General features: G+C 72.0%; 9 protein-coding genes. 1 reads left to right on the plus strand and 8 read right to left on the minus strand.

Annotated features, from left to right (window positions below; all coding sequences use genetic code 11):
* Positions 1–53: 53 nt before the first annotated feature.
* Entirely contained in the window at positions 54–1952 is a 1899-nt protein-coding gene (locus tag ABZY33_RS24715; RefSeq protein WP_356493870.1) for an N-acetylmuramoyl-L-alanine amidase, read from the minus strand.
* 388 nt (positions 1953–2340) lie between these two features.
* Positions 2341–3489, minus strand: a complete 1149-nt coding sequence (locus tag ABZY33_RS24720) for an aminoglycoside phosphotransferase family protein (RefSeq protein ID WP_356493841.1) — start codon at positions 3487–3489, stop codon at positions 2341–2343.
* 233 nt (positions 3490–3722) lie between these two features.
* Between ABZY33_RS24720 and ABZY33_RS24725 the strand changes: the two genes are divergently transcribed.
* Complete coding sequence (locus tag ABZY33_RS24725) at positions 3723–5222, plus strand: hypothetical protein (protein WP_356493842.1); 1500 nt, start codon at positions 3723–3725, stop codon at positions 5220–5222.
* 16 nt (positions 5223–5238) lie between these two features.
* On the opposite strand, the gene ABZY33_RS24730 is transcribed toward ABZY33_RS24725, so the two are convergent.
* From ABZY33_RS24730 to ABZY33_RS24755, 6 genes are all read right to left on the minus strand, one after another.
* Complete coding sequence (locus ABZY33_RS24730) at positions 5239–6639, minus strand: SpoIIE family protein phosphatase (RefSeq protein ID WP_356493843.1); 1401 nt, start codon at positions 6637–6639, stop codon at positions 5239–5241.
* A 239-nt stretch (positions 6640–6878) separates the two neighbouring features.
* Positions 6879–8474 (minus strand): glycoside hydrolase family 13 protein, encoded by a 1596-nt coding sequence (locus ABZY33_RS24735; RefSeq protein WP_356493844.1) that lies wholly within the window; start codon positions 8472–8474, stop codon positions 6879–6881.
* 83 nt (positions 8475–8557) lie between these two features.
* Positions 8558–9433 carry a carbohydrate ABC transporter permease gene (locus tag ABZY33_RS24740; protein WP_356493871.1) on the minus strand — a complete coding sequence of 292 codons (876 nt, stop codon included), beginning with the start codon at positions 9431–9433 and terminating at the stop codon, positions 8558–8560.
* A gap of 42 nt (positions 9434–9475) precedes the next feature.
* Positions 9476–10426 (minus strand): sugar ABC transporter permease, encoded by a 951-nt coding sequence (locus ABZY33_RS24745; RefSeq protein ID WP_356493845.1) that lies wholly within the window; start codon positions 10424–10426, stop codon positions 9476–9478.
* A 37-nt stretch (positions 10427–10463) separates the two neighbouring features.
* Positions 10464–11882, minus strand: a complete 1419-nt coding sequence (locus ABZY33_RS24750) for an extracellular solute-binding protein (RefSeq protein WP_356493846.1) — start codon at positions 11880–11882, stop codon at positions 10464–10466.
* Positions 11883–12165: 283 nt separating this feature from the next.
* Positions 12166–13176, minus strand: coding sequence for a LacI family DNA-binding transcriptional regulator (locus tag ABZY33_RS24755; protein ID WP_356493847.1), 1011 nt, complete (start codon positions 13174–13176; stop codon positions 12166–12168).
* Positions 13177–13230: the final 54 nt, after the last annotated feature.

The following is a 13230-nucleotide window of genomic DNA, read 5'->3' on the forward strand; positions in this document are numbered from 1 at the left end:
CCCCCCCGGCCCCGCCGCCGGAGCCACGCGCCGGCGGCGGGACGCACACGCGGTCAGGACTTCGTGACGGGGACCACCTGGACATCGGCGGCCCGCACATATTCGATCCGGTGGGCGAACTGGATCTCGTAGTACACGTCCTTGCCCTTGACCACCGTGTGCGTCGACGTGTCGAACGTGGGCGAGTAGAAGTACTCGCCCGTCGTCCGCCCGCCGGTCACATAGCGCTGGCCGGCCAGGAGCTTGTACGGCAGCGGGGAGATCGCCTGCGGTGTCATCCCCGCCGGGTAGGCCGCGGCCTCGGGGTACGCCCGCCCGTAGACCGGCACCTCGCTCGCGCCCGCCTTCGGCGTGACCACGAGTCCCCTGGCGGGGACGGCGGTCGGCTGCTTCCGCGGGTTCTTGAACCAGGCCTTCTGCCCCAGGTACCAGATCGCCGTCCACTCGCCCCGGCGCTCCGCGACCGCGTACTGCTGGCCGGTCGAGACGCGCGACGCCATGTCGTTCACGTCGATCGTCGAGTCCTGGCCGCCGGGCCGCAGCCCGATGTCCTTGACGAGCGGGGCGTCCTCGCTCGGCGCCGTATAGACCCGCACCGCGCTCGAACCGTGCGGCGCGCACGCCTCACCGGCCTTGGCGCACCCCGTGAACTGCGGCTTGTTCCGCGCGAAGTCGGGCTTGATGGTGACGACATCGCTCCGGGCGCCCGCCGTGGCGTGGAACGGCCGGCCCATCAGCGCGAAGTAGTGCGCCCAGTCCCAGTACGGGCCGGGGTCCGTGTGCATGGACGGGATCGTCGACGTCGTCGGTCCCGGCACCGTGTCATGGCCCAGGATGTGCTGCCGGTCCAGCGGGATGCCGTACTTCTTCCCGAGGTAGGTCACCAGCCGCGCGGACGAGCGGTACATCGCCTCCGTGTACCAGGAGTCGGGCTGCGCCAGGAAGCCCTCGTGCTCCAGGCCGACCGACTTGGCGTTCACGTACCAGTTGCCCGCGTGCCAGCCGACGTCCTTGGTCCTGATGGACTGCACGATGTGCCCGTCGGTCGAGCGCAGTGAGTAGTGCCAGGCCAGATAGGTCGGGTCCTGGACCAGCTTCAGCGTCTGCTCCCACGTCGCCTCCGTGTCGTGGATGACGATGTAGTCGATGCTCTGGTCCTTGGGGCGGTCCGCCAGATCGTGGTTGCCGTAGTCGCCGTCGCCGAACTCCTCGTAAGGCGCCGGGATCCACTCGCAGGAGACGGTCCGCGGGCATTCGGTCCCGGACGTGTCGGCCTTGCGCAGCCCGGCCGCCCTGAGCTGCGCGGCCCGCGGCGCCGCCGTCGGGTCGGCGGCGAGCGTCACCGCCTGGCCCGCGTCCGTGGTCCGCCGCTCGCCGTCGCGGATCACCGCGAAGACGTCATTGGCGTACGTCGCCGCGGTCGCCGTGTCGTCCGCCCCGGAGAACGTCGCGACCGCGCCGTACCAGTCGGACGGCGCGGCGCTGAGCGGCTTGCCGAGCCCCTTCTGCGCGGCGGCGAGCAGCGCCGCGCCGCCGCGCACATTGGCCGCGGCGTCGCTGCGCAGGCGCGCGGCGGGGATGCCGGTCAGCCGCGCGGCCCGGACCAGCGTCTTGAGCCGGGCCGGGAGCTGCGCCTCGGTCGGCACCGGCTCCGCGGCCCTCAGCGGGGCGCGCGAGTCGTCGCCGCGGGCGTCGCCCGACGCGTGGTCGTGCGTCACGGTGCGCGCCAGCGCCGTCCGCGCGTCGGTGAGGTGCATGGGCCCGTAGCCCCCGGTGACACTCGGCGCACCGCCGTGCGCGTCCCACCGCGACTGGAGGTAGGCGACGCCGAGCAGCACGCTCTGCGGGACCTGGTACTCGGCCGCGGCGGCCGCGAAAGCGTTCTGGAGGCGCGCGGACGGGGCCGCGCCCGCGCCCTGCGGCGGGGCCGCGCCGAGCAGGGGCAGCAGCAGCGCCGCGGTGGCGAGCGTGCCCGCCGCCCGCACCCCCGCACGGGGGCGTCTGGCGGGGACGGAACGGATGGACCGAAGCAACGGTGCCTCCTGAAGACGCTGGTGGTCGGCGCGGTGCGCGGGGCGTGCGGGCGCCTCGTGCGTCAGTGGTATCGGCTGGCCGACCATCCGTCAATCATCCGAAGGGCAACGGAACACCCCGGGATTTCCCATGTCAGCGGGTGTGTTCCGGGGTTTCCCGCGCGGTGGTGCGGCCGCCTGCGACGCGTCAGTGGCGTAGACCAATAGCCGCCCGCTGTAGGGGAGATGACCTCGACCGCATCCGGCGCCGCGCAACGGAGAGCCGCGGTGCGCCCGTTCACCGGCGCACCGCGGAACCGCCTTCCCGTCAACGGGTGCCGACCGCCGCGCGGACCGCCTTGCGGGCCATGGTGCAGTCGTCGTGCAGACGGCGCAGCAACAGCCGCTGCTCCTCACCGGACGGCGCGGCGCCGGGATGGGCCGCTCCCGGTGCCGCCGGGGGCTGCGCGTGCAGCGACCGCTGCACGGCCGTCTCGTACGTCCGGATCTCCCGGGTCAGTACGAGCATCAGGTTGACCAGGAACGCGTCGCGGGACGCCGCGCCCCCGGACTGGGCGAGCTGGCTGATCTGGCGGCGCACCACCGGGGCGTCGCCCAGCACGGCCCAGAGCGTGGCGAGGTCGTAGCCGGGCAGATACCACCCCGCGTGCTCCCAGTCCACGAAGACCGGCCCGGCCGGCGAGAGCAGGATGTTCGACAGCAGCGCGTCACCGTGGCAGAACTGACCCATGCCGCCGCGCCCCGAGGCGTGGGCGATGCCGTGCAGCAGCTTCTGCAGATCGCCCATGTCCCGGTCGGTCAGCAGACCCAGGTCGTGGAAGTGGTTGATCCGCTCCGCGTAGTCGAGCGGCGCGCCGAACGTGCCGGCCGGGGGCCGCCAGCCGTTGAGCCGGCAGATCGCGCCGAGCGCGGTGCGCACGTCCGCCCGCGGCGGTGCCTCGGCCGGATGGCGCTGCAGGGCGGCCACCCGGCCGGGCATCCGCTCGATCACCAGCGTGCCGTTCTCCGGGTCCGCCGCGATGAGACGCGGCGCCCGCACCGGCGGCCGGTGCCGGACGAACGAGCGGTAGGCGGCTATTTCGTGCCGCATCCGCTCGGTCCCCGCGGGGGAGTGGTCCAGTGAGCATTTGGCGACGGCGGTGCTGCGCCCCGTCGTTCCGACGAGCAGCACGGAGCGCGGGCTGCGCCGCAGCACCTGCACCGGATGGAACTCCGGGCAGATCCGGTGCACCGCGGCGATCGCCGTGCGCAGGGCGGCGCCCTGAGGGCCGGACAAGTCGAGTCTCCCGCTGAGCGGTGGGGTGCCGAGCCCCGGGGCACGGCGCGGCCTGCCGACGCCCGCGAGCGTCGTGGTCGCGGGCCGCACGGGGTCGAGATACGGGCCGTTGCCGGAGACCACCGGGCGGGCGGTGCGCGGCCGGGGCGGGGCGGACACGGAGGACGATGCTGCGTACATGGGCGATACAGATCCCTTCGCGTTCCGACGAATTGCCTGCGCCGCCCGGCCCGGTCGGGCCGGTACACCCTGGGGAGTGCCCCGTGGCGACCGGGTCGGGGTGGCGCATTCCTACCTGACACCCCAGGGGCTGGAGCACAACAGCTGGCGCACCCTGGCGAACCCTGGCGAATAGTCGCTCAGCAACTGACAGCGGGCTACTGTCGGTTGCAGCCGAGAACCTGGGGGCTCACGTGAACGGACAACCCAACACCCGCCTGAACGACCTGTTCGGCCTGGCCGGCTGGTCCAAGGGTGAACTCGCGCGGCTCGTCAACCGGCAGGCGGCGGCCATGGGCCACCTCCAGCTGGCGACGGACACCTCGCGGGTGCGGCGTTGGATCGACATGGGAGAGATCCCGCGCGATCCGGTACCGAGGGTGCTGGCGGCGCTGTTCACCGAGCGACTCGGCCGTGTCGTGACCATCGAGGATCTCGGTCTTGTCCGGCACGGGCGCGCGGGGAAACGGCAGGGCGGCGGGGGCCTGGGACCACCGGGGCCCGACGGAGTGCCGTGGGCGCCCGAGCGGACAGCTGCGGTCCTCACCGAATTCACGGGAATGGACCTCATGCTCAACCGACGCGGCTTGGTGGGCGCGGGTGCCGCGCTCGCCGCGGGCTCCGTACTCAGCAGCGCCATGCACGACTGGCTGCACACCGACCCGGCCCTCGCGGCCTCCGCTCCGACCTCGCACGACCCCCTCTTCGCGGGCAGCGCCGACCCCGCCGGGTACGACCGGTACGAGGCGGCCCCCATCGGCTCCCAGGAGATCGAGGAGCTGGAGCGCTCGGTCGAGGTGTTCCGGGCCTGGGACGCCTCCCGCGGCGGCGGGTTGCAGCGCAAGGCGGTCGTCGGGCAGCTGAACGAGGTCGGTGGGATGCTCTCCTACCGGCACCCCGACCATCTCCAGCGGCGCCTGTGGGGCGTCGCCGCCAACCTCGCCGTCCTCGCGGGCTGGATGTCCCACGACGTCGGCCTCGAACCCACGGCCCAGAAGTACTTCGTCATCGCCGCGCACGCCGCGCGCGAGGGCGGCGACCGCCCGCGGGCCGGTGAGGCCCTCTCCCGGGCAGCGCGCCAGAAGATCCACCTGGGCGCGCCCGACGAGGCGCTGGACCTGATGAAGCTCGCCCAGTCCGGCGCGGGCGACGAGGTGCTGCCCCGGACCAAGGCCATGCTCTGCACCATCGAGGCCTGGGCACAGGCCTCCCTGGGCAAGGGCCAGGCCATGCGCCGCACGCTGGGCCAGGCGGAGGACCTCTTCGTCTCGGACCGGGGTGATGTGGCACCGCCGAGCTGGATGCAGATGTTCGACGAGGCGGACCTGCACGGCATGCAGGCCCTCGCCTACCGCACCCTCGCCGAGCACGAGCCGGGTGCCGCGATCATCGCGCAGCGCCATGCGAAGCAGGCCCTCGCGCTGCGTGCGGGCGGCCGCGACCGGTCGAAGATCTTCGACCATCTCTCCATGGCCTCGGCCTGCTTCATCGCGGACGACCCCGAACAGGCGGACCGGTACGCGCGGTTGGCACTCTCCTCGATGGGGTCGAACTCCTCCCTGCGCACCTGGGACCGGCTGCGGGAGATGTACCGGCTCACCGGCCAGTTCGCGGGCTATCCGAAGATCGAGGACCTGCGCCAGGAGATCAAGCTGGCGCTGCCCCGGCCCGCCGGCAAACGCGTCCGGGCCTGAGGCCGCGGGGACGCCGTCAGGGGCCGATCCGGGCGAGAAGCAGACAGGCGCCGGTCTCCCGCTCGGCCGCGCCGAGCGCCTCCACGACCGTGCGCAGGCAGTCCTGTGCGTCGCGCGCCGAGGTCAGGCGCGGTGCCAGGGCGAGCAGCCGCTGCTCGGCGGCGGGCTCGTCGTGCCGTGGCAGCAGACCCCCGGTCCGCAGCAGCAGCACGTCCCCGGCGCGCAGCGTCTCCTCGCTCTGCGCGCAAAGGGCGCCCCCGGACGGCGTGAGCGCACACCCCGTCCCGTCGCGGAAGAGCAGCGGGGCGGGGTGGCCCGTCCGCGCCCACGCCAGCCGCCGGGCCGCCGGGTCGTACCGGCAGCACAGCGCGCCGGTGAGGCCGGGACCGGTGGATCCGTCGCACACCAGACGCAGCCGGGAGAGCAACTCGCCGGGGCCCGCTCCGCACAGGGCCATGCCGCGGACCGCGCCGAGCGTCTGCGCGGTTCCGGAGGCGGCCGTGACCCCGCGTCCGGCGAGTGCGCCGACGGCCAGCACCACCGGCCCCTCGGGGAGTTCGAGGACGTCGTAGAAGTCGCCGCCGACCGGGCCGCCGGCGGCCGCGGGGAGGTGGCGGGCGGCCACGTCGAGGAGCGCGGCCCCGGCGGGCGCGGTGCGCGGGAGCCGCAGGGAGCCTCGCCGCGGCGGCAGCACGGCTTCCCGCAGCTCGGCCGCGAGCCGGTGCTCGGTCTGTGCGATGTGCCGCTGCCGCTGGAGCGAGTCGCGGGTCTCGCTCACCGCGCGCTGGCTGCGCCGCAGTTCACTGACGTCACGCACCACCGCCCACATGGAGGCGGTCGCGCCGTCGCCGTCGAGCACGGGCTCGCCCATCATGTGCACGGTGCGCTCGGAGTCGTCGGGGCGCACGACACGGAACTCCCCGTCGATCGGCTTGCCGTCGATCAGGCAGTCCGTGACCATCGCGGTGAGCTGCGCCTGGTCGTCGCGGTGCACCAGGGCGGGCAGTTCGTCGAGGGTGAGGGCGGGCGCGGCCGGGTCCCGGCCGAGGATGCGGTAGAGCTCCGCGGACCAGGTGGCCTCGTCGGTGAGCAGATCCCACTCGGCGCTGCCGACCCGGCTCAGCAGGGAACCCTGCGGCCCCTCGGCGCCGCGCCGGGGCGGCGGGCCGGCGGCCGGGGCCTCGCGCAGCTGTGCCAGATGGCGGTCGAGGTCGCTGAGCTGATGGACCGCCAGCTCGTACAGGGCGCGCTGCCACCGGGCCTCGGCGTCCCCCTCGCCCCCGGCCGGCGCCGCGGTCTCCCGGCGCACCGCGTCGACGTCGCCGAGCAGCCGGCGGGTCTGGGAGATCAGCGCCTCGACCGCGCCACGCTCCGGCGGCTGGCCGGCGGGGCGGTCCGCGAAGACATGGGGGGACATGACGCACTCCGATGCAGGCACGGGGCCACGGCGGACGGGAGGACCGGTTACGACTGTGGCACAGGCCGCCAGGGCTCGTAAGGGAATTGGCCATACACGATGCGGGGGTGCTTCTGGCATATGACATTGTCCTCCGGAACGCCCGTCCCGGCCGTCACAGTCGAACGGACGGCCGGGTAGGGCGTATGCCGGGCTCATCGACGCGCCGGGTGAGAGAGAGGCGAACGTCGTAGTGCCCGCTACGCAGCCCCGTCCCGCAGCCACACCGCCGTGTCACGCGGCAGCCGCCCGTCGCCGTCGAGCGCGTCGCTGGCCAGCAACACCCGCTCGTGCGACGGGAGTTCGACGGGTTCGGCGGCGCCCAGGTTCACGACGCAGACCAGACCGTCCCCGCGGGCGAAGGCCAGCGCGCCGTCGGGGGCGGGCAGCCAGGTCAACTCACGCCCTCCGAGGCCCGGTAGGCCGCCGCGCAGCCGCAGCGCGGCACGGTAGAGGGAGAGCATCGAGGCGGGGTCCGCCGCCTGGTCCTCGGCGGCGTACGTGCCCCAGTCGTCCGGCTGTGGCAGCCAGGGCTCGCCGGTGGCGCCGAAACCGTACGACACTCCCTGCGCGGTCCACGGCAGCGGCACCCGGCAGCCGTCGCGGCCCGGGTCGACGCCGCCGGAGCGGAAGTGCATCGGGTCCTCGATCCGCTCGCGCGCCACCTCGACCTCGGGCAGTCCCAGCTCCTCGCCCTGATAGAGGTAGACGGCCCCCGGCAGCGCCAGCGAGAGCAGCGCGGCGGCCCGGGCGCGGCGCCGTCCGAGGGCCAGGTCCGTCGGGGTGCCGAACCGCTTGGCGGCGAAGTCGAAGCGGGTGTCGGCGCGGCCGTAGCGGGTGACGGTGCGGGTCACGTCGTGGTTGCAGAGCACCCAGGTCGCCGGCGCGCCCACCGGCGCGTGGTAGGCGAGCGTGCGGTCGATCGACGTGCGCAGCTCCGCCGCGTCCCAGGGGCGGGTGAGGAAGTCGAAGTTGAAGGCGGTGTGCAGTTCGTCGGGGCGCAGGTAGCGGGCGAACCGCTCGGGATCGGGCACCCACAGCTCACCGATGAGGACGCCGTCGTACTCGTCGGCGACGGCACGCCAGGCGCGGTAGATGTCATGGAGTTCGTCGCGGTCGACGTAGCCGCTCTCGTCGCCGTCGGCGGCGTCGGCGAGCGCCGGGTCCTTCGCGACGAGCGCCGCCGAGTCGATGCGGACGCCGGACGCGCCCCGCTGGAACCAGAACCTGAGCACGTCCTCGTGCTCCTGGCGCACCGCAGGATGCGCCCAGTTCAGGTCCGGCTGCTGCGCGGTGAACAGGTGCAGGTACCACTCCCCGTCGGGCACCCGCGTCCAGGTGTGGCCGGAGAACTGGGAGGGCCAGTTGTTGGGCGGCAGTTCGCCGTCGGCGCCGCGGCCCGGCCGGAAGTGGAACAGCTCCCGCTCGGGGCTGCCCGGGCCCGCGGCCAAGGCCGCCCGGAACCACGGGTGTTGATCGGAGACGTGGTTCGGCACGATGTCCACGATGACGCGGATGCCGAGGTCCCGGGCCTCGGCGATGAGTTTCTCGGCCTCGGCGAGGGTCCCGAACGCCGGATCGATCACCCGGTAGTCGGCGACGTCGTACCCGCCGTCCGCGAGCGGGGAGCGGTACCAGGGCGTGAACCAGATCGCGTCGACGCCGAGCTCCGCCAGATAGGACAGGCGCGCTCTGACCCCGGCGAGGTCTCCCGTCCCGTCACCGTCGCCGTCGGCGAAGCTGCGGACGTACACCTGGTAGATGGCTGCGGAACGCCACCAGTCGTCGGCCACCACGAAGGGTCCTTTCGGGCAGGGCGGAGCGCGCCGCGGCGACCGCGGCGGCACCCGCACAAGAGGGAGGGGAACGGGGCCGGGCATCAGCCCTTGAGGCCGCCGGCGGTCAGACCGCTCATGATGTTGCGCTGGAAGAGCAGGAAGAGCAGGAGCGTCGGCACCGAGGCGATGGTGAGCGCGGCGATCAGCTGGTTCTGCGGGACACCGTTGGCCAGGGAGTAGATCCCGACGTTCAGGGTCTGCTTCGCCGGGTCGGGCAGCGTCAGCATCGGCCAGAGGAAGTCCTTCCACACGCCGACGACCGCGAAGATGGAGACCACGCCGAGGATCGGCCGGGAGATCGGCAGGACCACCGAGCGCAGGGTGCGCGCGGAGGAGGCGCCGTCGATGGCGGCCGCGTCGAGCAGCTCCTGCGGGATCGAGTCGAAGAACCGCTTCAGCAGGAAGATGTTGAACGCGTTCGTGACGGACGGCAGCCAGATCGCCCAGGGGCTGTTCAGCAGGTTGCGTTCGAAGATCGGCACGTCGAGCACGGTCAGGTACTGCGGGACGACCAGGACGGTGGCCGGGATCATCAGCGTCGCCAGCATCATGCCGAGGACGACATTGCCGAAGACCGGCCGGAGCTTGGACAGGGAGTAGGCGGCGGCCACGTCGAGGACGAGCTGGAAGGCGAGCGCGCCGAACGCGTAGTAGAGGGTGTTGAACAGGAGCTTGGCGAGGTCCATCACGCGCCAGGCGTCCTGGTAGTTCTCCGGGTGCGTGCTGTGCGGGACGAGGGTCGGCGGGGACTGGACGATCTCCGCCGTGGTCTTGAGGCCGCCGGTGACCATCCAGTACAGCGGGCCGAGGAAGACCAGCGTGAACAGGCCCGTGGTCACGCCGAAGACGGTCCAGTAGATGATCTTCCCGCGCCGCCGGCCCAGCTGGGCCGGGGAGATCAGAGTGCGGGGGCGCATCGTGTCGGTAGCCATGTCGGTGAATCCCAACTCCCTTGGCGCTCAGTCGTCCGAGGCGCGGCTGAGGCGTACGTACACCGCGGAGAAGGCCGCGAGCAGGACGAGCAGGACGAGGCCGAGGGCCGCCGCGCCGCCGTAGTTGTTGAAGTTGAAGGCGTACTGGTAGATGAGGTAGACGACGGTGGTGGTGGAGCCCTCCGGGCCCGCGCCGTTGGTCAGCAGGAACGGTTCGGTGAAGACCTGCATCGTGGCGATGATCTGCATGAGGAACATCAGCGAGAGGATGAGCCGCGTCTGCGGGACCGTCACGTGCCAGATCTTGCGCCACAGCCCCGCGCCGTCCAGCTCGGCGGCCTCGTACAGCTCACCGGGAATGCCCTGGAGCGACGCCAGGTAGATGAGGGTCGCGCCGCCCATGTTCATCCAGGTCGACGCGATGACGACCGAGAGCATCGCGGTGTCGGTCGACTGGAGCCACTGCTGATCGGGGATCCCGAAGACACCGAGGACCCGGTTGAACAGGCCGTAGCCGGGGTCGTAGAAGTACTTGAAGAGCAGGACGGAGGCGACCGGCGGCAGCATCACCGGCAGGTAGACGAGCAGCCGCAGATACCCCTGGCCGTGCCGGAACTCGTTGAGCAGGACCGCCACCAGGAACGGGACGGCGAAGCCCAGCACCAGGGCCAGCGCGGTGAACAGCAGCGTGTTGCGCCAGGCCTGCCAGAAGGCCGGATCGTGGAAGACGTAGCTGAGGTTGGACCAGCCGGCCCAGGTGGTGCGGCCGTCCTTCGTCTTCTGGAAGGCCAGGACGAACTCCCTGACCATGGGGTACCAGGAGAAGAAGGAGAAGCAGAGCACCGCACCGATCAGGAAGCCGTGCGCGGAGATGTTGCGGCGCACGGCGCGCGCCAACGAGCCGTCGGACGTGCTGAGTTGGCGCTTGGCGGGCGGTGCGGCCTGCTGGGGCTTCGCGGGCAGCGTCGGGGCCGACATGGTCACTCCTCGGATCACAGGTGCCAGGGGGAAGCGGTCACTGGTTGGCCAGCACCTGGTTGACCTGCTGCTCGGCGGTGGACAGGAGCTTGTCGATGTCGGCGTTCTTGTTGGTCAGGACGCCCGACATCACGTTGTCGAGAACCTTGTAGATCTCCTGCGCCTTCGGCGGCTCCGCCTTGCCGGGCACCGGGTTCGCCATGAAGGGCTTGAAGTTCTCCACCGGCATCGTGGCGTTTTCCGTACGGGACTTGAGGTCCGCATCCTTGGTCGCGCCGGTGAAGAAGTTCGGCTGCGGGAGCCCGACGGGCAGCTTGTCCGCCTTGGTGCGCTCCCACTGGAACTGGCCCTTGCCGGGCGTGAGCGTCTTGAGGTTCAGCCAGGCGATGGCCGCCTTGATCTTGTCGGGCGACGAGCCCTTCTTGATCATGTAGTCGTTGCCGCCGAACAGGGTCGCCTTGCCGCCGGGGATCGGTCCCATCCCGAAGTTCTCGTACTTCGCGCCCAGTTGCTGGACCATGTACGTCACGTCGTCGGGCGCGGCGAGGAACATGCCGAGCTTGTCGGACGCGATCTGCTTCTGCAGGTCACCCCACTTGAGCAGCTGGGTCTTGCCCATGCTGTCGTCGGTCCAGCGCATGTCGTGCAGCTGCTGGACGACCTTCTTGCCGGTCGCGTCGTTGAACGCGGCCTTCTTGCCGTCGGCGCTGACCATCTCGCCGCCCAGGCTGTACTGCGCCGCGGCGAAGTGCCAGCCGCCGGTGTTCTCCGCGCTGTACTCGCCGTATCCGGAGATGCCGTTGCCGAGGCCCGCGATCTTCTTCGCGGCGGTGCGCACCTCGTCCCAGGTGGCCGGCGGCTTGTCCGGGTCGAGTCCGGCCCGCTTGAACAGCTTGCGGTTAATGAGCAGGCCCATGGTGTAGTTGCTGGTCGGCACGCCGTAGAGCTTGCCGTCCTTCTTCAGGGCGTTCATCACGTTCGGGTCGATGGAGTCGATCGCCGGCACGGTCTTCGGCGTCACGTACGCCGTGATGTCCTCGGCGCCGTTGTTGTCGAGGACCTGCTGGAGGTCGGTGAAGTACGTGTAGAAGACGTCCGGTTGGGACTTCGCCTTGAGTGCCGCGGTGAACCGGGCCGGCTCCTCGCACTGGCCGGCCGTCGACTTCCCGTCGATCGTGACGTTCGGGTACTTCTTGTTGAACTCCTTGACGTCCTCGACCCACTGCTTGCGCTCCGCCGCCTTGGCGGTCGGCGGCATGCAGTCGATGGTCAGCGTGACCTTGGTCTTGGGGTCGAGCGGGGCGCTGATGTCGGCCTTCGACCCGGCGCCGCCCGATCCGTCGTCGTCGGAGCTGCTGCTGGTGCCGCAGGCCGCGAGGGAGCCCAGGGCGAAGGCGGTGGCGACGGCCACCGCGGACGTTCGGCGGACAGGACGTGACCAGGTGCTGCTTCTCATCGGTGGGTCCCCTTCGGGCCTGAGCCTGTGCAGGCAGGAACGTGGAGGCCCGCGGCGTGGGTGCACGGGGAGGTGCGAGCCGGGGCGTGCCACACTCAAGCACCGACGCCGGATGTCCGCAAGATGTCGCGCGTACTCCGCAAAAAATTAACAGCTAGGGGTCAAGGGGTAGTTGGGGCGAGGGGGCGGCCGGAGAGTGGTGGACGCGAGGCGTCCGGTTCTCTCCGCCGCGCCCCGGGGCCCGGGGTGCGAGTGGCCGCGCGCACGGCGGCCGCCGGTCGGCTCACGCCGACGCGGGGGGTGCCGTCGAGCCCCGCACCACCAGCTCCGGTTCGAAGAGCAGCTCGCCCGGGGGCACGGTGCCGCCCTGGATCTGCGCGACGAGCAGTTCGACCGCGGCCCGGCCCATCGCCTCGATGGGCTGGCGCACCGTGGTGAGCGGCGGCTCCGTGCAGTTCATGAACGCCGAGTCGTCGTAGCCGACCACGGACACGTCGCCGGGCACGCCGAGCCCGGCCCGGCGCGCGGCCCGCACGGCGCCGAGCGCGAGCGGGTCGCTGGCGCAGATGATGCCGGTGATGCCGCGCTCCAGGAGCCGGGCCGCCGCCGCGTGCCCGCCCTCCAGGGAGAACATCGCGCGCTCCACCGCGTCGTCCGGCAGCTCCCCGCCGGCCGCGTGGGCCGCCGTGCGCGCCGCCGTGAGCTTGCGGCGCGAGGGCATGTGGTCGCCGGGGCCGAGGACCAGGCCGATGCGCTCGTGGCCGAGCGAGGCCAGGTGCCGCCACGCCTGCTCGACGGCGACGGCGTCGTCGCACGACACGCAGGGGAAGCCGAGCCGCTCTATGGTCGCGTTGACCAGCACCACCGGGACCTGCCGCTCGGCGAGGCGCCGGTAGTGTCCGTGCTCGGCGTCCGCCTGCGCGAAGAGACCGCCCGCGAAGACCACGCCGGAGACCTGCTGCTGGAGCAGCAGCTCCACGTAGTCCGCCTCCGAGACCCCGCCCTTGGTCTGGGTGCAGAGCACCGGCGTGAGGCCCTGCTGGGCGAGCGCGCCGCCGATCACCTCGGCGAACGCCGGGAAGATCGGGTTCTGCAGCTCCGGCAGGACGAGGCCGACCAGCCGGGCCCGCTCCCCGCGCAGCTGGGTCGGCCGCTCGTAGCCGAGCACGTCGAGCGCGGTGAGCACCGCCTGGCGGGTGGCCTCCGAGACACCGGGCTTGTTGTTGAGCACCCGGCTGACCGTGGCCTCGCTGACCCCGACCTTCTTCGCCACCTGAGCAAGTCTGCGCGTCATGGGACGCAAGATTAGCGCAAAGCTTGCGAGAAGTTTGCGTGACCGGAGCATCGG

Origin of the sequence: Streptomyces sp. NPDC006552 (assembly GCF_040611655.1) — a bacterium.
Classification (GTDB): domain Bacteria; phylum Actinomycetota; class Actinomycetes; order Streptomycetales; family Streptomycetaceae; genus Streptomyces.

Bases quoted from the DNA above. Each gene is read 5' to 3' on its own strand.
- ABZY33_RS24730 (WP_356493843.1), bottom strand. From the start codon at position 6,639: ATGTCCCCCCATGTCTTCGCGGACCGCCCCGCCGGCCAGCCGCCGGAG.
- ABZY33_RS24755 (WP_356493847.1), bottom strand. From the start codon at position 13,176: ATGACGCGCAGACTTGCTCAGGTGGCGAAGAAGGTCGGGGTCAGCGAG.
- ABZY33_RS24750 (WP_356493846.1), bottom strand. From the start codon at position 11,882: ATGAGAAGCAGCACCTGGTCACGTCCTGTCCGCCGAACGTCCGCGGTG.
- ABZY33_RS24745 (WP_356493845.1), bottom strand. From the start codon at position 10,426: ATGTCGGCCCCGACGCTGCCCGCGAAGCCCCAGCAGGCCGCACCGCCC.
- ABZY33_RS24720 (WP_356493841.1), bottom strand. From the start codon at position 3,489: ATGTACGCAGCATCGTCCTCCGTGTCCGCCCCGCCCCGGCCGCGCACC.
- ABZY33_RS24740 (WP_356493871.1), bottom strand. From the start codon at position 9,433: ATGCGCCCCCGCACTCTGATCTCCCCGGCCCAGCTGGGCCGGCGGCGC.